This is a genomic window from Acetobacter suratthaniensis, assembly GCF_017377745.1.
GTDB classification, from domain to species: domain Bacteria; phylum Pseudomonadota; class Alphaproteobacteria; order Acetobacterales; family Acetobacteraceae; genus Acetobacter; species Acetobacter suratthaniensis.
The window spans coordinates 1-21701 of record NZ_JAFVMG010000006.1; the positions used below are offsets into that span (position 1 = coordinate 1).

The window sequence follows — 21701 nt, forward strand, 5'->3', positions numbered from 1 at the left end:
CCCCCCGGCCGAGGCCAGCGTGGCGGCGGCGGCCTTGATCCGACCGGTATTGGTGACATTGCCCTTGGCCTTGCTGTCGGCCACCACATAGATGCCCGCCGGGCCATCGGCCTCGCTCAGCACCACCTGATTACCCGCCACCAGTGCCGCCGTGCCGCCAGCGGCACTGATTGTGCCGCTGTTGCTGACAGCGGCACCCACCAGCACCACATTACCGTTGGTGCTGGTGATCTTGCCCGCATTGGCCACCGTACCCGCAGACGTGCCGGACAGGGTGACGTTGCCCCCCTTCATGAAGGCACTGTTGGGCGTATCGCGGGTTGAGGCCACAAAGCTGCCGCCTGTTACCACCGTGCCGCCGGGGCCGACCACCACCCCATTGGGGTTGATGAGGAACACCGTGCCGGTAGCCCCCAGATGCCCCTGCAGGGAGGAGAGCTGATCACCCGTAACGCGGTTGAGGGTAGCCCCGCTGCCATTGTTGAACTGAACCGCACCACCTGCGCCGATGGAGAAGCCCTGCCAGTTGATCACCCCGCGTGCGGAGGACTGGTCGATGGTGGTGGTGGCCCCCGCCGTATTGATGCTGCCCGACCCGGCTACATAGCCTCCTCCCGTGGGCAGGGCTTGCGCCCAGGCAAAACTGGGGGTGAGAGCGGTTACGCCAAGGAGAAGCATGCGGGGGGTCAGGGTCATCGCTCTGCCATCAATCATTAGAGTGGAATATTCTGGATGACGCTAGCGATAACTTATGAATTAAAAGTAACTTGTCGTGGTTTAAGATTTTAATATTAACATTATTAATATCGATTACTATTAATATAATATGTTTATATTTTATTTATATATAGTTTTTATATTTTTAAAATCGGTGTTATTTTTATCGACTAAAAAATATAGCAAAAGAAGGCAGGAAAAACCGACATAGATTTATGCTTAAAACCATCTTCTACCGCTGTGGTGAAAAGGGTGGTTTTTCTTGGGTTTTAATTAGTTTTTTTTGCTTATTCCATGTGGATGCGAGCTGACTTCAGGAGGCTGATCTAGCACTGTTTTCATATGATTTGTTTTATGTGGTCAGAGGGCAGGGCTCTGTCTGTAATTTTTTGTAGTTTGTCGGAGATACGCCCATTTGCTGCGTAAAGGCTTTTGCGAATGCACTCAGTGACGCATACCCGGATTCGTTGGCAACATCGGTTACACGTAGTCCTCCCGCGAGCAGGCTTGCTGCATGAAACAGGCGTGCCTGAGTAATCCATTGTTGCCACGTCATCTGGGTTTCATCATGAAAGTGACGCCGGAAACTGCGCTCGGACATGCCAGCCAGTTCTAATGCCAGCGGCAGACTAGCGCGACCCGGATCAGTCAGCGCAGCATCCATCGCCCGTATGATCGAAGGATGTGTTGCTCTTGGGAGTGTAAAAATCTGTTCTGTTTTTACCTGCATCTGTTCCACGCACAATAATCCAAGAGTATGGAAAAAACTCCTGGCGATGGAAGACTGCTCGGCAGAGCCTGCTGGCCAGTGCAGGGTATGAAACAGCATTTCCCTTATCATGACAGGCACAGGAAATGTTTGAATGTGCGATGTCCATTGTGTGGGGAAATTAGCCGGATCAAAGTAAACCGATACGCTATCCAGATTGCGGATCATAGTGCGGTGGCGCGTTTCCGCTGGAATCCATAAAGCATGGGCTGTTGGTAGTAAATGCCAGCCATCCGGCCCCTCAATCTGTGTTGTTCCACATTTTGCATAAGTAATCTGATGGCAGGGGTGATCGTGCCAATCGTAAAAAACGGGCGCGGATGGGTTGCGAAATGCGAAACCGGGCTTTCCGCGCTCATCAAGCCCGTTTCTAATCAGAATAGTCTGCGTCTCGCTGGCAGTGAGGGTTTTCATTGGCCGTTATCCGCTCATTTATGGCCGGAATGCGTTAGCTGGTCAGTTTTTTCGTCTTTATCCTGACCAGACATGGAAAGGAATAACGATGACACAGCCACACAGCGATCATGACGAACGGATTGTCGCACAATTTACCCGTTGGGCTAAACCGTTTGCGGAGCTACCCATTCATGCGGAGGCGGAAAGTATGGCGCAGATACTTCATGCCTGCTCCGTTACTGCAGGCATGAAGGTGCTCGATATTGCCTGTGGCCCGGGCATTGTTACGTGTGCATTGGCCCAGACTGGGGCTCAGGTCGTAGGTATTGATCTGACACCCGCCATGATTGAGCAGGCCCGGCTGCGTGCTGACAGCATGGAAGTGAGGGCCGAGTATTATATCGGCAATGCAATGCACCTGCCTTTTGCAGCAGCTTCGTTCGATCGGGTTGTCACGCGTTACAGCTTTCACCATATGCTGACGCCGGAAAAAGTGCTGGCTGAAATGGTGCGTGTCTGTCGCCCCGGTGGCCATATCGTTGTTGTGGATGCAACGCCTGCTCCCTCCTGTCAGCAGGCTTATGATCGAGCCGAAACATTGCGCGATCCCTCTCATACCTGTGCGCTGACTGTGCAGCAGCTACTTTTACTGGGGGCAGAAGCAGGACTGCAGCCCACGTTAATACAACATTATCGGCTGGAGGCCCGCCTGCAGGATCAGGTCTCGCCAGAGGACTGGCCTGCTTTAAAGGCAATGTTTGAGGAAGATATTTCGGGTGGACAAGATCATTTGGGAATGGGGGCATGGACAGCCAGTGACGGTATCCGTTTTTATTTTCCTGTTTCTATCGTGGTTTGGGTGAAGCCGGGCGCAACCCTTTAATAAGCTTCTGACAGTCAATGGCTGCGGTCTGGTATTGCGCACAGATGTGTTGCTCGGTTGCCGTAGCGTGATCAGGTTTATTGTTACAGCATAGCATACGGGTCAGAGCCATTTGCCCTGCGCATTTTCATATTCATGAACACAATCGAAGACTGTATGCAACTGAGAGGGGCTAATCGCATGAGCGATGACGCCCTACATAAGAAAACGCCGGCAACTGGGGCGTAGGGACAGACGCAGAGATACCATGAAAACAATTTATCCCATCGTATGTATGTTTGCCATGACCGTGACAGGGCAGGCGCAGGCAGCGCCAACACTGGAGCAGGCTGTCCATTCTCCCACGCGGGAGGCCCGGTTTGTTGCACGCGACCCAATCCGGCATCCTTTAGAGGAATTACAGTTTTTTGGCCTGCGTCCCGATGCCAGTGTTGTCGAAATCTGGCCCGGTGGTGGATACTGGACGCAAATCCTTGGCCCCTATCTGCATGACAGGGGCACTTATACGCTCGCCCTAGGGCCGGAGGATGGTGCAGGGTCGGCTTTCAGCAAAATGCTGCTTACACACCCGGAACTTAAAGAAACATTCAGAACAACGCAGTTTGACGACAAAAATCTTGCCTTTGCTCCGGCTGATAGCGCGGATTTTGTTCTGACATTTCGCAACCTCCATAACTGGATGGAAGCCGGGACGACACAGCAGATGCTCGCGGCCATCCATCGGGTGCTGAAGCCGGGTGGCATATTTGGCGTTGAAGACCATCGTGGTCATACAGATGCCAGGCAAGACCCGCGTGCAGAGGATGGATATGTTCGCCAGTTTTATGCGATCGCCCTGATTGAAAAGGCTGGGTTTAAGCTGGTTGGTTCGTCAGAAATCAATGCTAATCCGCGTGATACAGCCAACTGGCCAAAGGGTGTATGGACACTGCCGCCCACCTTTGCCTTGGGGGACAAGAACCACGCCAAGTATGTCGCGATTGGCGAAGGGGATAATTTTGTCCTTAAATTCGAGAAAATCGGTCACTGAGTAAAGAAGGAGCCAGATTATGACGAACACCATTGGGAACAAGATTATTGTCATCACCGGGGCAAGTAGCGGTCTGGGTGCGGAAGCTGCACGATACCTTGCGGAGTTGGGGGCAACAGTAGTGCTGGGTGCACGACGCACAGAGCGTATCAAAGCTCTTGCAGAAGGTATTGAGGCCAAAGGGGGCAAGGCGCTGGCGGTTGAAACCGATGTGACTGATCGTGCTTCGGTGCAGAACCTTGTTGACACCGCAGTTAAAACCTATGGCCGGATTGACGTTCTGCTCAATAATGCAGGTGTCATGCCATTGTCACCGCTTGAAAAACTGCGCGTTGATGAATGGGATCTTATGATCGACGTCAATATCAAAGGCGTTTTGTACGGTATTGCGGCTGCCCTGCCTCACATGAAAGCACGGAAAAGTGGTCACATTATTAATGTGTCCTCTGTTGCGGGCCATCGTGTGTTGGAAAACAGTGCCGTTTACTCGGCCACAAAATTTGCTGTGCGCGCCCTTTCTGAGGGACTGCGGGCTGAAGTGAAACCCTATAATTTGCGCACAACAGTTATTTCACCGGGCGCCGTCCAGTCAGAACTGCTCGACGGTATTCATGATGAGGCGACCGCAGAACAACTCCGCAGCTTTGTGCCCGGTATTGCAATTAGTGCGGATTCATTCGCCCGATGTGTGGCGTTTGCCATTAACCAGCCTGAAGAGGTGGATATTAACGAAATCCTCTTTCGCCCAACCAAACAGCCGGTCTGAAATGCCTGCGGGCTATGCAGTTAAGCATACACGCATAGCCCACCATACAACAGGCATAGGGGCTGTCCGGCGTGCTGGCAGTCCCTTATGTCCTAGACCCTGCCAGCCTGCGCGTGAGAATTGACCATCCCTTAACACAGTTCAGCGGAGAGGGTGGCTACCTGCGCCTTTGGCGGCCTGCTCCACGCACCTGAGCATGAAATATCGTAAAACCGAGGTGGAATGGATACGCTCTCTCACGCAGTTTCTGAAATGACCCAAAACCCGGATAAAAAAGCGGGATCATGGGGGGCTGTGCTCGCCATGTCTCTGGGCGCCTTTGCGCTCGTTGCATCGGAATTCATGCCCGTTAGCCTGCTGACACCGATTGCTGCTGATCTGCATATCAGCGAAGGACAGGCGGGGCAGGCCATTTCGGTTTCTGGCGCGTTCGCCGTAATGACAAGCCTGTTTATTGCCTCTGTGGCCAAGGGAGTAAATCGCAAATCGCTCCTGTTGGCACTCATTGCAATGATGATTGTGTCAGGCACCGTTGTTTCTCTCGCGCCGAACTATCTTGTTTTTATGGTCGGTCGGGCAATGATTGGTGTTGTGATTGGCGGTTTCTGGTCCATGTCCGCCGCAACCGCAATGCGTCTTGTAGAAGAGCATCATGTGCCGCGGGCGCTAGCTATCTTAAATGGTGGTAATGCTCTGGCAACGGTTATTGCCGCACCTGCGGGCAGTTTTCTTGGTGGTCTGATAGGCTGGCGAGGGGCGTTTTTCTGCGTGGTGCCTGTGGCGGTTGTTGTATTTTTCTGGCAGCTTTTCAGCCTTCCATCTATGGCTAGCGAACGTCACAGACAATCGGCCAGCGTGTTCGCTTTGTTGACACGACCGATTGTGAGGATGGGGATGATCGCCGTCAGCCTCTTCTTTATGGGGCAGTTTACTCTGTTTACCTATGTAAGACCTTTTCTCGAAGCAGTCGCTCACGTTGATGTAGCCACTCTGTCGCTGGTTCTGCTGTCCATGGGGGTTGCAGGCTTTATTGGCACGGCACTGATTGGCGGTGCTTTAAAAAACAGCGTTTACCCAACGCTGATTGTCATTCCGGTTTTAATGGCTTTTCTGGCCGTTGGCCTGTTGATTTGGGGAAAATGGATTATCGTCTCGGCGATGATACTGACCGCATGGGGCTTGTTCGCAACATCCGCACCGGTGGGGTGGTGGACTTGGCTGGCCCGAACCCTACCGCAGGATGCCGAGGCAGGCGGCGGCCTTATGGTTGCAGTCGTGCAGCTTGCGATCACGCTAGGTGCGACGTGTGGTGGCGTTCTTTTTGACAGGATTGGTTATCAGGCTACTTTTTCTGCCAGCGCCGTTGCACTGATTATGGCTGCTTTTCTGGCGTTCAGGACAAGGCAGCTGGTTCGTTCGTTATGATGATCGCCACCATTCGTCGCAGGAAAGGAATCTGGCCAGAGAGGGCGTATTTCGCGCCAACTCAGCTGATACGCATAAAATAAAGCCATGTTCCTCACAATTTTGCCTGGCTTGCTCAAGTAGTGAGGAACGCAACATATGGCCGGGTTATCAGTTAAGAAGCACTGTATTGTGTCAGTCGAGCAGATCTGGCTCTTGCGATACGATCCAGTCCCACAAGGGTTGAAAAGAGAAATAACCACCTTGTTCAGTTCCCACCTGTCTGGCGGTTTTACGCGCTGTTTCAGGAGCAATAGGGCGCACTGTGCCTGCGGCTTGTGCGAGAAGCTGAGCGTGGGCGGCGTTATCCATACTGATAAACCACCATGCTGCGGCTTCAATTGAAGTGCCAACCGTCAGCAAGCCGTGATTTTGCAGGATGAGCGCCTTACGTGGCCCCAGTGTATCGGCCAGCCGGACTCCTTCCTGTTCATCCAGCACGACGCCGGTAAACGGATCAAAAATCGCATGATCTTCATAAAACGCACAGGCATCCTGCGTAATGGGAAGCAGCGGCTCACCTAATGCGGAAAATGCCTTGCCATAAGTCGAATGGGTGTGGGCGGCTGCGATAACATCGGGGCGGGCCTTATGCAGTGCGGAGTGAATGGTGAACCCTGCCATGTTGATGGGACGTTCACCAAACAGGATGGTGCCATCATGGTCGACCAGTTGCAGGTCTGACACCCGGATACGTGAAAAATGTACCCCCAATGGGTTGATCCAATACTGCTCGGGAAACTCCGGGTCTCGCACTGTTACATGGCCCGCCAGTCCTTGGTCGAACCCGTAACGGCCAAATAGCCGAAACGTGGCGGCAAGGCGTTGCTTGCGGTGCAAACGTTCTGCCGCAGCGTTTGCGGAGACAGCATGAGGGGACAGGCTGCGCGTGCGGATATCAGACGATGCTCCTCCCGGTGAATGGCTTTGCGCCGTGTTTTTGGGGGGGAGTGTCTGGTAGGAAGAAACAGTCATGGCGGTCCTGTCTGTAAAACGGGCGGCAGGAATCCACTGCTTTTGTCATGCCACAAAGAGTAAGGGATGCTCTGAATGGGCTGGCAGATTCCATATGCACTATAAATAAACGTTATATGATAAAATTTACCTTAATGAAATCTCCATAAAGAGTGAAATATTGAAATGTAACGCATTTAACGTGCTTATAATGCGTGCCATTGTGGCTCATTGAGCTGCGCTCAAGCGAGGAATGAAAAGAACTTTCTATAAAATACCATAAAAAATACGTAGAATTTAATCTCATCCTTACAGTTTCAGAGAACTCTGCATGACGCTGTCAGTATTGCTCCCGCCGCTTCGCGCCAGATTCCGTGCTTTGGAAGAGGAGCGCGAACGCAAATGGCCCCCTGAAGCTCTGGCTCTGGGTGTTAATCAGCGCGCCACACTGGTGCGTGAACAGGCTCGTGCGGGTGACACCGTGCGCCGTGGCGATGTCCTGCCTCCCGCCGTATTGGTAGATGTGCAGGGCCGCACATATTCCCTTGATACGCTCCTGGCGTCTGGCCCGATCGTATTGATTGTTTTCCGGTTTGGTGAATGCCCCGCCTGTAATATTGCCCTGAATCATTACAGGGATACACTCTGGCCTGCGCTCAAGGCGGCTGGTGTGCCGCTGGTTGCCATTTCCGGGCAACCAGCTCCGGCCCTGCAGGCCTTCAGAGAGCGGCTGGCGCTTGAATTTCCGGTTCTGACAGATAACGGTTTAACGCTGCTGCGTGCACTTGGATTGACCTATACGTACGATGAAGCCTCCCGCAAGGCAGCAATAGCGCGTGGCGATGACAGTGCTCCCCTGAACGGCTTGCCGGATACGTGGGAACTGCCCAAGCCTGCGGTTTTGATTTTAGAACCCGGTCGCATTGTAGATTTTGTCGATATTTCTCCAGACTGGCTGGATCGGACAGAAACCGAGCAGGTTCTGGATGCCCTGGGGTTGGGCAATAACGGCACGGAAAAATATACAAAACGAGGAAGTCTGTAATGCAAAGAGGAATTTTCCCGTCTGTGACTGTTCCCCGGCGTCGATTTTTGACCGGGCTGGGCGGGGGCATTGCGGCGGGTGTGCTGGCTCCCCATCTGGTGCAGGCGCAGTCTGTCGAGTGTGGAGGTTCCTTTACTGCGCCGATCAAGCCGCTACCCAATCCACGCAAACTTACGATTGCATGGAATGAGACCGCCGTATGCGTGGCGGCTGTGCCAGTGGCTAGAGAAAAAGGCTTTTTTGCCAGACATAATCTTGATGTTGATTACGTCAATTTTGGTGGCGCGACTGATCAGCTTCTTGAAGCCATTTCCACAGGCAAAGCCGATGCGGCGCCGGGTATGGTTCTGCGTTGGCTCAAACCCTTGCAGCAGGGTTTTGATGTCAAACTGGTTGCAGGGCTGCACGCAGGGTGCATGTATCTGATGGTGCCTGAACAGAGCCCCATCCGCACGCTGGCTGACTTAAAAGGCAAGACGGTAGGTGTGACTGATATTGGTGGGCCGGACCGGAATTTCTTTTCCATTCGCGTTAAAGAAGCCGGTCTGGATCCTGAAAGTGACGTGTCTTGGCGGGCTTTTCCTGCGGATCTTCTACCGTTGGCCTTACAGCGAGGTGACGTGCAGGCTATTTCAGACAGCGACCCCCTTAGTCTTGGGCAGCGCAAACAGTTTGGTTTGCGCGATATTGATAATAATATGTCGGGAGAGTGGGCGCATACCGCGTGCTGTGTTATTGGCCTGCGGGGCAGTCTTGTGCGGGATGAACCTGACGTCGCACGGGCTGTCACGCGTGCCATTCTGGATGCCGGTGCATGGCTTGCCTGCAACCCTGATGAAGCCGCACGGATTTTCCAGCCGTATGCCCCCCGCGTTTCCGCCAGCGCCCTTGCGGACATGATCCGTATGGAAGGGCATCATCATCAGACGCTGGCCGATCCTCTGCGTACGGAAATAACCCGTTATGCTGAAGCTTTGAAAGACGTGGGAGTTTTTCGCCCATCTTTCGATACCAAGCGCTATGCAGCGCGTGTCACACAGGATCTGTTCGCATGAGTGATACGGGAGCGGAAACTCTCGTGCTGTCAGTCAAAAGCCGCACGAGAGAAATAACAGCACGCCCATCACGCACACTGGCGGCGTGGCTGGCCGGGCCGGTTTGGCTGGCTGGGGCTGCGCTGACATGGCTTTGGGCTGATGCAGACGACTTTCCCGCCACGACCGAGCTGGCTGTTTTTATGGCGGCTATCGGCCTTGTGTTGCTGGTCGCCGCAGCAACCCGCCGTTTGCAGGCTCGTGCTCCGTGGGCGATTGCTCTGGGTGCCGGGCTTGGTGTGTGGGAAATTGTGCAGGCCAAGCTTTTACTACTGCCTCGGCCATTTTTCGGCACACCGCAGGATTTGCTTGATGTTTTTCTGACGGACTGGCCCAAGCTCGGTAATTCCCTTCTGCATTCTCTGTCCGTGCTGGCGGTGGGTTATACGGTTGGCTCCGTACTGGGGATTGCTGTTGGAATAGGTCTTGGTCGTTCAGCCCGTTTTCGCTATTGGGTCCACCCTGTTATGAGAATGCTGGGACCGTTGCCACCGGTAGCGCTTTTGCCGCTAGCATTCGTGCTTATTCCGTCCAGTTGGGTGGCGGGAGAGGCCTTGATGGTTCTGGCTGCCCTGTTTCCCGTGGCCGTGTTGACATGGTCGGGTATCGCCGCCGTTGATCCCGCTTTGCATGACGTCGCGCGCACAATGGGGGCAGGGGAGCGCTTTCTTGTGTTCCGGGTGGCCTTGCCAGCGGCCATGCCGCAGATTTTTGTGGGGCTGTTCATGGGGCTTGTCGGTTCATTCGCCATGCTGGTGGTTGCCGAAATGCTGGGTGTTAAGGCAGGGCTTGGGTTCTATCTCCAATGGGCACAGGGCTGGGCCGCTTATCCTAATATGTACGCCGCTCTGCTTGTGATGTCTGTGATGTGCACAGGCCTCCTTACTCTCCTGTTCCTGCTCCGTGACAAGGTGCTGGTCTGGCAGAAGGATAGGCTCAAATGGTAAGCACACAGAATAATCACGCGGGTGGTGGCCTGACAGTACATCTGGACACCATACATCACGGCTACAGGTTGGATGGTGCTTTTCGTCCCGTTCTTGACGCGTTGGATCTGCGGATTGAAGCGGGTGAATTCGTAGCGCTTCTGGGGCCATCAGGGTGCGGTAAATCCACGCTCCTACGTTTGATTGCAGGGCTGGAAGAGCCCGTATCGGGCTGGATCAGGGCAGATGGGCACCCTGTACGTGGGCCGGGGCCAGATCGTATTCTGATGTTCCAAGACCCGACATTATATCCTTGGCGCACGGTGTTTCAGAATGTCGCTCTGGCACAGGATATTACTGGCAAGCATGATGCGGCGGCAGTTGATGCAGCTATACGGCTGGTTGGGTTGGATGGCTTTCGGGATGCCTGGCCTCACCAGCTTTCGGGGGGTATGGCCCAGCGTGTGGCGCTGGCGCGAGCACTCATTAACCAGCCACGTCTTTTGCTTCTGGATGAACCGCTTGGCAAGCTGGATGCCCTGACACGGCTGACACTTCAAACCGAATTGATGAATCTATGGAAAAAGCGCGGCTTTACGGCCGTCATGGTTACGCATGACGTGGATGAAGCGCTGTTTCTGGCAACCCGTGTCATCACTCTAGGGGGGGCTGGGTCATCCGTTGTATTATCTGACATAGCCATTGATGAAAAACAGCCGAGAGATCGTGATAGTCCACGCATGATTGATCTGCGTCGCCGTATTCTGGAACAACTGGGCTTCCCGCCGCTCACCTGAAGGGAGCAGGTTGGAAAAGCCTTCGATCTAAGGCAGATTTTATCATGGATGGTGCATATTCTCTCCCTCATTATGCAGGGGCGGATCAGGCGGATGCTCTTGCCAGACATTTTGCGCAGCATGCGGCGGAACACGACCGTAATGGCGAGATCAGTTTTAATAATCTGGCATCGTTGCGTGCTGCCGGGCTTTTGGGGCTGGCTATTCCGCAAGAGCAGGGTGGGCTGGGGGCTGATCTACGCCGTGTCGCCGATATCGTCGCACGTATTGCGCGAGGAGATCCCTCAACCGCCCTGATTTTTGCCATGCAGTGCATTCATAGCGTGGGCGTTGCAGGGTCGCCTCTGTGGCCGCAGGATGTGCGTGCGGAAGTCCTGCGCTCGGTTTTGCAGGATGGTGCGCTGATCAATGCCCTGCGCGTAGAGCCCGATCTGGGCACGCCCGCACGGGGGGGTGTACCAGCCACACGGGTGCGCTACAGTCAGGGGCGCTGGCTTCTTTCGGGGAGAAAGATTTTTTCTACCGGTTCCTCTGCCTTGTCATGGGGTATTGTCTGGGGTGCCACTCAGGAAGACACACCACGGATTGGCCAAGTGCTCGTTCCGCTTACAAGCCCCGGTGTGCGGATTGAAAAAAGCTGGCACCAGTTAGGTATGCGCGCCAGTGGGAGCGATACCGTGATTTTTGAGGATGTGGAAATACCCGAACGCTACCTGATCGGTTTTGATGCCCCACCGGGGGTAGAGCGCGAAACATCTGCTCTGGCATTATGGCATGCCATCATTGTCCCGGCACTTTATAACGCTATTGCTGTCTCTGCCCGGGACTGGCTCGTTAGTTTTTTGAAAAACCGCGTGCCGAGTGGATTGGGTAAACCATTATCCAGCCTGCCGCGCTTTCATGCTGTTATGGGCGAAATTGATGGCTGGCTTTTAAGTAATGAAGTACTCCTTGCCCACGGCGTTGAACTAGGCGGGAACGAAAGCGATCTGGCTAAAGGGCGTCAGATCAAAAGACTGGTAACGGAAAACGCGATAGCTGCAGTCGCACGAGCGGTTGAAGTAACGGGCAATCCGGGCTTAAGCCAGAATAACCCCTTGGAACGGCACTACCGTGACGTGCTGTGCGGTCGCATTCATACACCTCAGGCAGATGTCGTGCTTGAGCAAGTAGGGCGGCGCGCCTTTGAGGCGTGACTGGGCATTGGTTTAGGGTAGTGCTTGCCCTTTCATGATTGATCGCAATCAATCACTTTTCCCTTATTTTATTTTCCGTAAAAACAAAGTGTTTTAGAAAAAATACTGTTTTTTATGGGAAATAGAATCAATGACATTCCATGACCGAAAACCGCGCCCGCATCTTGTGCTGGGCGCGTATCTCAGTGGCGCGGCGACTAATGGTGACGCATGGCGACAGCCAGAGGATGATATTGACGCAGACACCGATTTTTCTCGTTACGCTCACTACGTCAAAATTCTCGAAGAAGGAAAATTCGATAGTCTGTTCCTGTATGACAATGTCATTCCTGTAGCTGATACGACAACGCTTGAATACAACACAGGGTTCCCCCGCTGGGATACATTTACGCTTCTTGCCGGTCTTGCCGTAGCATCGCGCCATATTGGTCTGATCGGTACGGCTAGCACAACGTTTAACGAACCTTACAATATTGCCCGTAAGGTCTTGTCGCTTCACCATCTCAGCGGCGGTCGTGCAGGCTGGAATGTGGTGACAGCAACAGGCGGCGGTGAAAATTTTAACCTGCCCAGCCATATGAACCATGCAGAACGCTACAGTCGAGCTCAGGAGTTTTATGATGTTGTTGCAGGGCTGTGGAGAACAGTTTCCCCTGAAGCCCTTGTAAGGGACAAGCAGAGTGGGCAATGGGCTGACCCTTCGCGTATTACGCCACTTAATCACAAAGGTCGTTATTTTTCCGTCAAAGGACCGCTGAACACGCCTCCGCCTACCCGTACGGCAGGTTTTCCGGTTATTGCTCAGGCAGGTTCATCTGAAGATGGACGCGATCTGGCCGCACGGATTGGTGAAGTAATTTTTACGGCTGAATATGATCTGAAAGAGGCTATTGCTTTCCGCCAGGACATTCTGGCCCGTGCTGCGTATTACGAGCGCGGAGCTGATCATATTCGTATTCTTCCCGGGCTTGCTCCTATTGTGGGTCGCACATCAGAGGAAGCACAGGAAAAGCTCGGCCGTTATCTGTCTTATCTTGACCAAGAGGAAACCCTGCGAGCTTTCGCAAATTATGCCAGTCTGGGAATAGATCTGGCATCATGGCCACGCGGGCAAGCCATTATCCTGCCTGATACGTTGGCGCAAACCAATAGTCATAAAAGCCGCCAAAGCCTGATTGCCCGCTGGATAAGGGAGCAGGCTCCGACACCGGATGATGTGCTGCGCTTTTTCAATCGTGGTGGTCACAGACTGCTGGCGGGTACGCCGACAGATATAGCGGATCATGTTCAGGAATGGTTCGAAGCCGGAGCGGTGGACGGATTTAATATCATGTTCACATCGGCTCCAACAGGGATCGAGGATTTCGTTCGCCTTGTCGTTCCTGAGTTACAGAAACGTGGTGTTTTCAAAAAAGATTATCTGGGATCTGGTCTTCGTAAAAATCTTGGACTGCCCAACGCTCTCAACATTCAGAACAATTCCTGACGCGTGCGCTTTGTGTGCAGGATTTAAATAAAGGATAGGTTATGGCACGCTCAGCTTGGCGTTTCTCTGAAAAACCGGCCCCTGTTTACTGGCTACCCCTATTTTTTTCACTTGGTTGCACAACCGCTTTGCATGGTGTGGCATCGGCTGCGGTGTCCGCTGATGAAACCCACGAGCATGCCGAGCATGAACATGTAAGCCACGAGCATATCGGGCATGAACATGTGGCCTCTGAACCGGCGACACACCATCATGCAGCCCATACGGCAGGGCATGGCACGGCGCAACCAGCAGGGCATGGCGCGGAGCACGACAGTTCAGCCCATGCAGGCCATACACCGCCGGGTGATATAAATGCCAGAGAGCAGGAAGATATTCTGGTACATCACCATCGCTCCAGTAAGGTTGAAGCCGCATGGAAGGTGCTGCGTACGATCCCTGGCGCGACCAACATTATTGATTCGAAAGATACTGCAAAACGCAGCAATGCAACCAATGCAGATATTTTCAAATTTCAGCCCGGCCTTTATGCGCAGGCAGCTTGCGGTGGGGATGATCTACGTATTTCATCGCGCGGCTCTGGCGTGCAGGATGGGGTTTCCGCTACCCGTTGGGGGATCATGTTCTTTTTTGATGGCCTGCCGATTACCACGGTTGCAGGTGCGGTCAATGAACTGATGGAGCCGCTGGGCATTCAGTACACGGAAGTTCTGCGTGGCGGCAGCGCTCTCGATATGGGGGGAACACAGCAGGGCGGAGCGATCAATTTCATTACCAAAACCGGGTATGATGCGGATCGCTATCAAGCGCGTGTTGAAGCGGGTAGCTTTGGTTATGTCAAAGAGCAGCTCAGCTCTGGCGGTGTTTATGGTAAGAACGATTATTATATCAGTGTGACCAATTCTTATCGGGGTGGATATCAGAACAATACGCAGGCCGATAGTTTTGGGATTAACGCCAATTACGGCTTTAAATTTAATGATTCTGTTGATACACGCTTCTTCTTTCGGTATCGGCAGACGCGGGAAGGATATCCGGGCTATCTTACCCGCGATCAGATTGCGCAGGATCCGCGTCAATATCAGAAGGGTTACAGCTACTCGCATACTCTTGAGCCCGGTAGCTATTTTATCGGTAACAAGACAACCGTGCGTTTTGATGATGCGTCAAAGCTGACTGTCGGCTTTGATTACCAGAATACGCCCATGGATCACCGTTGGCCTGCATATCAGCTTGTTTACGGTCTGCAGAACGCATCAACCATGATAGATTATACCCGTGAGGATACGTTGTTTTCACGGCATGATACAACGCATGTTGGTGTTTATACGACGAGTATTCTGGATCTGTATGAAGATATCAAGGTCGCGGGAAATGCCGCCGGTGTCGCTGCATATGGCAAATATGGTTTGAGAACTGGTGATAATATTGCCCATTACAACTGGGGTGGAAGCACAACCACATTTCATATCAGTAATGAATATGAGCTCTTCCATAATTTCTTTGTTACGGCAGCTGGCGCGCTAACCTATGCACCACGCGATATATCCATTTCCTATCCTACGACATCTAGCTTGAGCACATCGTCCCTTTATTTTCAGCCGCGTGCGGCATTTCGTTATCTTATAAACAAGGATTTTCAGTTTTATGGCAGCGTAACCAGAGGGGCAGAACCGCAGTCGAACTGGCGTTATCAGTCAGGCTCCGTGTTTACCTCTGGTGCGGCCACTGGACTGGTCTCCGGGTTTACCGACGTCAAACCCACGACGGCCACGACATTTGAGGTTGGTATGGAAGGTAAATGGCTTTCTACTGATTGGAGCCTGACTTACTACCATGCGGCCATACGGAATGAACTCCTGACTGTCATTACGCCTGAATCACAGGCAACCAATACGACGATTACGGCCAACGCAACGCCCACGACACATCAGGGGGTGGAACTTTCGACTCATTCAGTACTGTACAACTGGTCTGGTGGGGTACTATCGTTAAGGCAGGCTTATACGTATCAGGATAATCGGTTTAATAATGATCCCCGTTTTGGTCAGAACAGGCTTCCTGGTATTCCTGAGCATTTTTATCAGGGTCAGGTACATCTGGATCTGAAAAGCGGGCCGTATTTTGCCTTCGATACGCAGGTTTCCTCGGCGGTTGAGGCATCGTATGATAATAATTACAAATCTGCGGCGTATCATATCTTTAATGCTCAGCTTGGTTATCAGTGGCCGGGCAAGCATCGGATGGTCTATTTAGATCTACATAATCTTGCCAATACACACTATGCAACTGCTGTTATTCCGACTTATACGGTTAAGCCGGGTACACAGGCTGCAACTATGCTGCCCGGCGATGGGTTTGGCATATTTGCCGGAATAGACATTGGTTTTAATTGAGAAGTGTAAATGAATAACGTCAGCCTCTCCTCGAATAGTTATCAGATCAAACTTTTACTAACGCAGTTGCGCACTGTGGTTGGAGAGCGGGATGTTCTGAGTGCTGAACGCGATATGGCCTTTTATACTAGGGGCATGCGTTTTGGCCGGGGAGAGGCGCAGGCGGTTGTGCTGCCGCGCACGCTGCTTACCCTGTGGCGGGTATTGCAGAGCTGTGTTGAGCATGATGTCATTGTGCTGATGCAGGCCGCCAAAACTGGCGTGACAGGGGGCTCTACCCCCTATGGGTCTGATTATGACAGGCCGGTTGTGGTTGTCAGTACCCGGCATCTGGCGGGTGTGCAGGTTATTGATGAGGCTCGTCAGGTTATTGCTTTTCCCGGCTCCACACTGACAGAACTGGAAAATGCGCTCAGGCCGCTGGGTAAGGAGCCGCATTCGGTTATTGGCTCGTCCTGTATCGGGGCTTCGGTTGTAGGGGGAATTTGCAATAATTCTGGAGGCTCTTTGGTGCGACGTGGCCCGGCCTTTACGGAAAAATCGCTTTTCGCACAGATCGACGCCGATGGTCAGTTGAAGCTGATTAATAATCTGGGTATTGCTTTGGGCGACTCTCCTGAAGAAATCCTGAGCAATCTTGTTGCCGGTACCTATACAGCAGGCCATGCGCCAGATTGGAACGGGCGGATATGGGCAAGCGATTATGCAGATAAGCTGCGTGATGTTTCAGCCGATAGTCCCGCGCGCTATAATGGCGACCCTGACTATTTATGCGAAAGCGCGGGTTGTGCTGGAAAACTGGCGGTTTTTGCCGTGCGGTTGCCGACATTTGACGCATCACCCAAAACTACCACATTTTATATTGGCTCCAATAGTGAGGCGGATCTGGTTGCTTTGCGCCGATCGCTACTGCAAAAACTGTCACGCCTGCCCATTCAAGCTGAATATATTCATCGTAATGCTTTTGATCTGACATTGCGTTACGCCAAGCATGTTTATAAAGCGATCCGCCGTTTTGGCCCCGAGCGCCTGCCTGATCTGATTATGCGTAAAGCACAGATTGAAAAATATATCAGGGCAACCCGTATCCTTCCCGCCAATACGCTTGATATTGTGATACAACTACGCAACAGGTTGACGCCCCATGGCTTACCCAAGCGGCTAGCTGCCTACCGGACGCGCTTTGAACATCACCTGATGATCAAAACGGATAAGGAAGACGCCACGGAAATACACGCCCTGTTGCAAGAACACCTTAACCAGGACAGCAGTGCTTTTTTTGAATGCACTCAAGATGAGGCGCGTGACGCTTTTCTGCTACGGTTTAGCGTGGGCGCATGTACGCTAAATTACTGCGAAGCTCACGGCATTGATACCGATGAAAGGCTTGTCGCTTTCGATGTGGCTTTGCGTAGAAACGACCCACACTGGCGGTTGACACTGCCAGAGGCTTTGCGTGAACAGGTTTTGCTGGAATCCTGTTGCGGTCATTTTTTCTGCTTCGTCAATCATCAGGATTATATTCTTAAACCCGGTTACGATCCCGCCGAATTTAAATGTCAGGTTATGGTATATCTAAACGAGCGGGGGGCTCGTTACCCGGCAGAACATAATGTGGGGCATCTGTATCAGGCCGCGCCTGACTATGTTCAGCAGATGAAGGCGCTTGATCCAACAAACAGCTTTAACCCTGGAATAGGTAAGACAAGCCGTAAAAAATTCTGGGCTTAATGCCGCTTAAAAACTTGAGCCTTCCTCATCGCTGGTTTTGATCTTTCTGCTTTGACCATTGCTGCATGAGGAAGGAAAATCCCTGATCTGAAACAGCTCAGGACAGAAGCCGTAAAACTGGTAGAAACGGAACATATTCCGTGCGGGAATCATTTTCGGCTTACCCAACCAGTTCCGGTGCATGTTTGTTTGTTGGGGATTACGTCTGCCGTGCCTGATAGTTCGTTTGTTCTGCCGGTTCTTGATCTTGCGCACTTTACGCAAGGGGGCGATCTTAAAAACCGTTTTCTTGATGACCTGCGTAACGCTGCGCATAAGGCTGGTTTTTTCTATCTGATTGGGCATGGTGTGCCTGAAAGCCTGAACAGAGAAATTTTACAGCAATCAGCACGCTTTTTTGCCTTGCCGGAAGAAGCCAAGAATCAGGTCGCCATGATTAGGTCTCCGCATTTTCGTGGTTATAATCGCGAAGGGCTGGAATATACCCGTGGCCAACGAGACTGGCGTGAACAGATGGATATTGGGGCGGAGCGCCCGGCACTCCTACACGACCGGCAGGGGCCAATCTGGCAGCGTTTGCAAGGCCCTAATCAATGGCCTGAAGCCCTGCCGGATTTCCGAGAGATTGTACTACACTGGCAAGAGCGTATTACCACTGTCTTGACCCGTATTCTGCAAGCGCTGGCGCTTGCACTCGGACAGGATGAGCGGGTGTTCAGCCCGGTTTGTGATGAGGTGCCACATCAGCTTCTGAAGCTGATCCGTTATCCGGCCCGCCATCATTCTCAGGGCCAGCAGGGTGTTGGTGCTCACAAGGATAGCGGGTTACTGAGCCTTATTTTGCAGGATGAGCAAAGTGGGCTGGAAGTTGAAACCGCCCCCGGGATATGGACAGCGGCCCCCCCGCGTAAGGGTGCCTTTGTCGTCAATATTGCCGAATTGCTGGAAGTCGCAACGGGCGGTTATCTGCGGGCCAGCGTGCATAGGGTTGTCAGTCCACGACCGGGACTTGAGCGTTTGTCGGTGGCATTTTTTCTTGGGGCCAGACTGGATGCCCAGATGCCAGTCCTAAATTTGCCACCTGCGTTGGTAGCGGAGACGCGGGGCGTTACGGTTGATCCAGATAATCCACTGTTTTCTCAGGTTGGCCTGAACGCCCTTAAGGGGCGGCTGCGCTCACACCCTGATGTTGCCGCACGGTATCATGCTGATCTGGTAGGCAGAGGCTTGTTGGATGTCGTTGCAGAGCAGTAGAGGCCTCTGATGAGATTATTCCTTCAGGCTGGCCGGATTGCAGGGGGAATTTTCTGTAATTTTACCACCAGCGTATCAAGTGCGGACAAAAAGCGCGAACGATCGGCCTTGCCAAAGGCAGAGCCATGCGGAGTTATGATACCAGCCGAGCGCAGGTCGGTCATAAGGTTCCGGGTGGCAAGAGCCATCCCAATTGCATCGGCATCCAACCGGCGTCCTTTGGGTTCGAGTACCACAGCACCCTTTTCTATGCACCGTGCGGCCAGCGGAATATCTGAGGTAATCACGATATCCCGTTCCACGGCTCTTTCAGCTATCCAGTCATCCGCAACATCAGGCCCGGCATCGACAACAACGCGTTCGATTAATGGTGAGTGTGGTACAGCAATCATTCTGTTTGAAACAACATAAGCATGCAGGCTATACCGGCCTGCAACCCGATATACTTCGTCTTTTACCGGGCAGGCATCTGAATCAATAAATATCCGTGTCATGGGATAAGAATGCCGGAATTTTTATTCCAGAGCAAATGTTCCACACGATTGTTGGATTTCGTTCACGGAAGCGAAGGCTATCTGTTTGGCAGGGTTTGCTTGATGGGGGCGATATGACCAGATAGGGGAGTAAGGTGTCTTTCCTATCTTTTATGCAAGGATATTGATCCCGTGCATCGTTTGGTTTTTGGCGTTCCCATACTGGTTGTCATCCTTAACTGGTTATGGCCGCTACCTTTGCCAGTTGCGGTGAAGATATGTGGGGCGCTGCTGGTGATTGTGGCAGGGTTTTATTATGACTGGTGCCGACTGTCTTCGGGTTCCATGTTCGCACCTGAATTCCCTCGCCCCCTTATTATCCTGTTCAACTGGGCGTTTGGCACCATTGCGTTACTCACGATCTTCCAGATCGCACTTGATCTTGGGGCCTTGATAGTGGCGTTAGCAACATGGCAGCCTGTGTCTATCCCTACCAATGCGCGGGTGTTTGCAGGAGGTATGGCGGCTCTGCTTGCCGCTATCGGGGTAGCCAATGCGCTTCGCATACCATCAGTCAGGAATGTGAGTGTAACAATCCGCGGTCTGCCACCGGCATTCGATGGCTATCGGTTGGTGCAATTGACCGACCTGCATATCAGTCGGCTTTTTTCGACCAGATGGGCGCAATCCGTTGTGGAACGGGTTAATGCCGTGGGTGCGGATGTCATTGTCGTTACGGGTGATTTTATTGATGGTTCCGTTGCGATGCGACGGGCTGATGTTGCGCCCTTTGCCCAGTTGCACGCCCCTGATGGTGTGCTGGCCATTCCGGGCAATCATGAATATTTCTTTGATTATGATGCGTGGATGAAACACCTTTCAGCATTGGGGTTCAGGCTGCTGCTGAATAGTCATATCATCATGACGCGCGGGACAGATACTTTGGTTTTTGCTGGTGTTACGGATCGCTCTGCCCCTCGATATGGGCAGGCTGGCCCGGATATGGATGCAGCACTGCGCGATTGTGCCGATGGGGCATGTGTCGTGCTGCTTGATCACCAGCCCGGAGATGCACGAACCGCAGCCGCACGCGGTATTGCATTGCAACTGTCAGGCCATACTCATGGTGGAATGCTCCCCGGCCTCGACAGGCTTGTGGCACGCGGGAATAATGGTTTTGTGTCTGGCCGTTATACCGTTGGTGGTATGGTGCTTTATGTCAGCAATGGAACAGGTCTGTGGCCGGGTTTTGCGCTCCGGTTGGGCATTCCATCAGAGATTACCCTCTTCCATCTGAAAACCGACAGGGCAGGGTAATCTCATGTTGGCCCGAGCGTATGAGAATGCTCAGGCCCGCTTGGAATAGGGGGCTGTTTGGTCAGCCCCACTACCGTGAGCAGATGGGTTTATGCTGCGGCGCGTGTGCTGACACCAAGGCGAAAACCTGCCTGTTTCAGTGTCTTGATCGAGGCTTCAGCGTATTTTCCTGTCAGGGGCGTGACATTGGAAGGTGCGCACCAGAAGCTGAGAGAGACCTGAATATTGGCGGGCTGCGGCAGGAACGAAACGCTGGGTACAGGGCTGTTTAGAACCAGCGGTTCATTTTGCACCAGCTCAAGAAGCAGGGCGCGCGCTTTGTCGGTATCGTCGTTATAATCAATCAGCAGGCTGACAGAAGCCAGGCGTTTGTCTTCCTGCGATGTGTTGACGACGATATTGTTGGAAAGATTGCCGTTTGGCACATAAATAATTTCGTTTGTGGCGCCACGCAGCACCGTGCGGAACATCTCGATGGACTCTACCGTGCCTGTGCTGCCGCCCGAGGTAATGGAATCCCCAACCTTGAAGGGGCGAAAAAGCAGGATGAGAACTCCTCCTGCAAAATTGGCGAGGCTACCTTGCAAGGCCATGCCAACAGCCAGACCAGCAGCACCCAGCACGGCAACAAACGACGTGGTGGCAATACCGACCATGGAGGCAACGCTGATCAGCAGCAGGGCCTTAAGAAAAAGCCCGACGACACTGAGCAGAAAGCCTCGAAGCGTGGGCTCGATATGGCTGGCCGCCATCATCTGCCCTAGACCGCGACTGACCATGTTGATAATGGCCCAGCCCACCAGCAGCACAATAATGGCAAGCACAAGCTGGCTGGCATAGCTCATGATGGCGGGTAGCCAGCCGTTCAGCTGTGTCCAGAGTGAATTAACCTGATGTTCCATGAATATCCCTAAGCGTTAATGAGGCTGTAACCTCATGCACCATATTCAAAAATGTATGGTATTTATCGGGCAGCCGGAATGTCGGATCTAGCCCGTGGCTCTGGC

Annotated in this window: 19 protein-coding genes; 14 read left to right on the forward strand and 5 right to left on the reverse strand. The window is 52.9% G+C overall.

Annotated elements, in window-relative coordinates; genetic code table 11:
- Together J2D75_RS07205 and J2D75_RS07210 are read right to left on the reverse strand one after the other, a co-directional pair.
- A partial coding sequence (locus J2D75_RS07205) for a two-partner secretion domain-containing protein (RefSeq protein WP_207854104.1) occupies positions 1 to 696 on the reverse strand: 696 nt, incomplete at its 3' end.
- A gap of 373 nt (positions 697 to 1069) precedes the next feature.
- Positions 1070 to 1900 (reverse strand): AraC family transcriptional regulator, encoded by an 831-nt coding sequence (locus J2D75_RS07210; protein ID WP_207854105.1) that lies wholly within the window; start codon positions 1898 to 1900, stop codon positions 1070 to 1072.
- An 88-nt stretch (positions 1901 to 1988) separates the two neighbouring features.
- On the opposite strand from J2D75_RS07210, the gene J2D75_RS07215 reads away from it, so the two are divergent.
- The 4 genes from J2D75_RS07215 (at position 1989) to J2D75_RS07230 (ending at position 5986) form a co-directional block, all read left to right on the forward strand.
- Complete coding sequence (locus J2D75_RS07215) at positions 1989 to 2765, forward strand: class I SAM-dependent methyltransferase (RefSeq protein WP_243428585.1); 777 nt, start codon at positions 1989 to 1991, stop codon at positions 2763 to 2765.
- A gap of 247 nt (positions 2766 to 3012) precedes the next feature.
- Positions 3013 to 3795, forward strand: coding sequence for a class I SAM-dependent methyltransferase (locus J2D75_RS07220; protein WP_207854106.1), 783 nt, complete (start codon positions 3013 to 3015; stop codon positions 3793 to 3795).
- A gap of 19 nt (positions 3796 to 3814) precedes the next feature.
- The gene (locus J2D75_RS07225) at positions 3815 to 4561 is read left to right on the forward strand and encodes an SDR family oxidoreductase (RefSeq protein ID WP_207854107.1); all 747 of its coding nucleotides are present in this window, start codon (positions 3815 to 3817) and stop codon (positions 4559 to 4561) included.
- A 303-nt stretch (positions 4562 to 4864) separates the two neighbouring features.
- Positions 4865 to 5986, forward strand: a complete 1122-nt coding sequence (locus J2D75_RS07230; RefSeq protein ID WP_207854225.1) for an MFS transporter — start codon at positions 4865 to 4867, stop codon at positions 5984 to 5986.
- 174 nt (positions 5987 to 6160) lie between these two features.
- Here the strand turns inward: J2D75_RS07230 and J2D75_RS07235 are convergent, their stop codons facing one another.
- Positions 6161 to 7000 (reverse strand): class II aldolase/adducin family protein, encoded by an 840-nt coding sequence (locus J2D75_RS07235; protein ID WP_207854108.1) that lies wholly within the window; start codon positions 6998 to 7000, stop codon positions 6161 to 6163.
- 310 nt (positions 7001 to 7310) lie between these two features.
- Here J2D75_RS07235 and J2D75_RS07240 point away from each other — a divergent pair, with 310 nt between their 5' ends.
- The 9 genes from J2D75_RS07240 to J2D75_RS07280 all read left to right on the forward strand — a co-directional run bounded on the left by J2D75_RS07240 (position 7311) and on the right by J2D75_RS07280 (position 18904).
- The gene (locus J2D75_RS07240) at positions 7311 to 8024 is read left to right on the forward strand and encodes a peroxiredoxin-like family protein (RefSeq protein WP_207854109.1); all 714 of its coding nucleotides are present in this window, start codon (positions 7311 to 7313) and stop codon (positions 8022 to 8024) included.
- A gap of 23 nt (positions 8025 to 8047) precedes the next feature.
- Positions 8048 to 9079, forward strand: a complete 1032-nt coding sequence (locus J2D75_RS07245; protein WP_265782951.1) for an ABC transporter substrate-binding protein — start codon at positions 8048 to 8050, stop codon at positions 9077 to 9079.
- On the forward strand, positions 9076 to 10065 hold the full coding sequence (locus tag J2D75_RS07250; RefSeq protein ID WP_207854111.1) for an ABC transporter permease: 990 nt from the start codon (positions 9076 to 9078) through the stop codon (positions 10063 to 10065). The genes J2D75_RS07245 and J2D75_RS07250 overlap by 4 nt, the downstream gene beginning before the upstream one ends.
- Complete coding sequence (locus J2D75_RS07255; protein WP_207854112.1) at positions 10059 to 10841, forward strand: ABC transporter ATP-binding protein; 783 nt, start codon at positions 10059 to 10061, stop codon at positions 10839 to 10841. Before J2D75_RS07250 ends, J2D75_RS07255 begins: the two co-directional genes overlap by 7 nt.
- Positions 10842 to 10885: 44 nt before the next feature.
- Positions 10886 to 12037, forward strand: coding sequence for an acyl-CoA dehydrogenase family protein (locus J2D75_RS07260; RefSeq protein WP_207854113.1), 1152 nt, complete (start codon positions 10886 to 10888; stop codon positions 12035 to 12037).
- Between the two features lie 130 nt (positions 12038 to 12167).
- On the forward strand, positions 12168 to 13523 hold the full coding sequence (locus J2D75_RS07265; RefSeq protein WP_207854114.1) for an NtaA/DmoA family FMN-dependent monooxygenase: 1356 nt from the start codon (positions 12168 to 12170) through the stop codon (positions 13521 to 13523).
- 152 nt (positions 13524 to 13675) lie between these two features.
- A complete protein-coding gene (locus J2D75_RS07270; protein WP_265782952.1) occupies positions 13676 to 15919 on the forward strand; it encodes a TonB-dependent receptor family protein in 2244 nt (747 codons plus the stop codon).
- A gap of 9 nt (positions 15920 to 15928) precedes the next feature.
- Positions 15929 to 17650: a D-lactate dehydrogenase gene (gene dld, locus J2D75_RS07275; protein ID WP_207854116.1), complete on the forward strand. Its 1722-nt coding sequence runs from the start codon at positions 15929 to 15931 to the stop codon at positions 17648 to 17650.
- A 210-nt stretch (positions 17651 to 17860) separates the two neighbouring features.
- Entirely contained in the window at positions 17861 to 18904 is a 1044-nt protein-coding gene (locus J2D75_RS07280; protein ID WP_265782953.1) for an isopenicillin N synthase family dioxygenase, read from the forward strand.
- Between the two features lie 23 nt (positions 18905 to 18927).
- On the opposite strand, the gene J2D75_RS07285 is transcribed toward J2D75_RS07280, so the two are convergent.
- Positions 18928 to 19398, reverse strand: a complete 471-nt coding sequence (locus tag J2D75_RS07285) for a YaiI/YqxD family protein (RefSeq protein ID WP_207854118.1) — start codon at positions 19396 to 19398, stop codon at positions 18928 to 18930.
- A gap of 171 nt (positions 19399 to 19569) precedes the next feature.
- Between J2D75_RS07285 and J2D75_RS07290 the strand changes: the two genes are divergently transcribed.
- On the forward strand, positions 19570 to 20694 hold the full coding sequence (locus J2D75_RS07290; protein ID WP_207854119.1) for a metallophosphoesterase: 1125 nt from the start codon (positions 19570 to 19572) through the stop codon (positions 20692 to 20694).
- An 89-nt stretch (positions 20695 to 20783) separates the two neighbouring features.
- On the opposite strand, the gene J2D75_RS07295 is transcribed toward J2D75_RS07290, so the two are convergent.
- Positions 20784 to 21596 (reverse strand): mechanosensitive ion channel family protein, encoded by an 813-nt coding sequence (locus J2D75_RS07295; protein ID WP_207854120.1) that lies wholly within the window; start codon positions 21594 to 21596, stop codon positions 20784 to 20786.
- Between the last annotated feature and the right edge of the window lie 105 nt (positions 21597 to 21701).

What these genes read in the sequence shown, in the direction of transcription:
- J2D75_RS07210 (WP_207854105.1), bottom strand. Translation starts at nt 1,900, where the DNA reads ATGAAAACCCTCACTGCCAGCGAGACGCAGACTATTCTGATTAGAAAC.
- J2D75_RS07215 (WP_243428585.1), top strand. Translation starts at nt 1,989, where the DNA reads ATGACACAGCCACACAGCGATCATGACGAACGGATTGTCGCACAATTT.
- J2D75_RS07220 (WP_207854106.1), top strand. Translation starts at nt 3,013, where the DNA reads ATGAAAACAATTTATCCCATCGTATGTATGTTTGCCATGACCGTGACA.
- J2D75_RS07225 (WP_207854107.1), top strand. Translation starts at nt 3,815, where the DNA reads ATGACGAACACCATTGGGAACAAGATTATTGTCATCACCGGGGCAAGT.
- J2D75_RS07230 (WP_207854225.1), top strand. Translation starts at nt 4,865, where the DNA reads ATGTCTCTGGGCGCCTTTGCGCTCGTTGCATCGGAATTCATGCCCGTT.
- J2D75_RS07235 (WP_207854108.1), bottom strand. Translation starts at nt 7,000, where the DNA reads ATGACTGTTTCTTCCTACCAGACACTCCCCCCCAAAAACACGGCGCAA.
- J2D75_RS07240 (WP_207854109.1), top strand. Translation starts at nt 7,311, where the DNA reads ATGACGCTGTCAGTATTGCTCCCGCCGCTTCGCGCCAGATTCCGTGCT.
- J2D75_RS07250 (WP_207854111.1), top strand. Translation starts at nt 9,076, where the DNA reads ATGAGTGATACGGGAGCGGAAACTCTCGTGCTGTCAGTCAAAAGCCGC.
- J2D75_RS07255 (WP_207854112.1), top strand. Translation starts at nt 10,059, where the DNA reads ATGGTAAGCACACAGAATAATCACGCGGGTGGTGGCCTGACAGTACAT.
- J2D75_RS07260 (WP_207854113.1), top strand. Translation starts at nt 10,886, where the DNA reads ATGGATGGTGCATATTCTCTCCCTCATTATGCAGGGGCGGATCAGGCG.
- J2D75_RS07265 (WP_207854114.1), top strand. Translation starts at nt 12,168, where the DNA reads ATGACATTCCATGACCGAAAACCGCGCCCGCATCTTGTGCTGGGCGCG.
- dld (WP_207854116.1), top strand. Translation starts at nt 15,929, where the DNA reads ATGAATAACGTCAGCCTCTCCTCGAATAGTTATCAGATCAAACTTTTA.
- J2D75_RS07285 (WP_207854118.1), bottom strand. Translation starts at nt 19,398, where the DNA reads ATGACACGGATATTTATTGATTCAGATGCCTGCCCGGTAAAAGACGAA.
- J2D75_RS07295 (WP_207854120.1), bottom strand. Translation starts at nt 21,596, where the DNA reads ATGGAACATCAGGTTAATTCACTCTGGACACAGCTGAACGGCTGGCTA.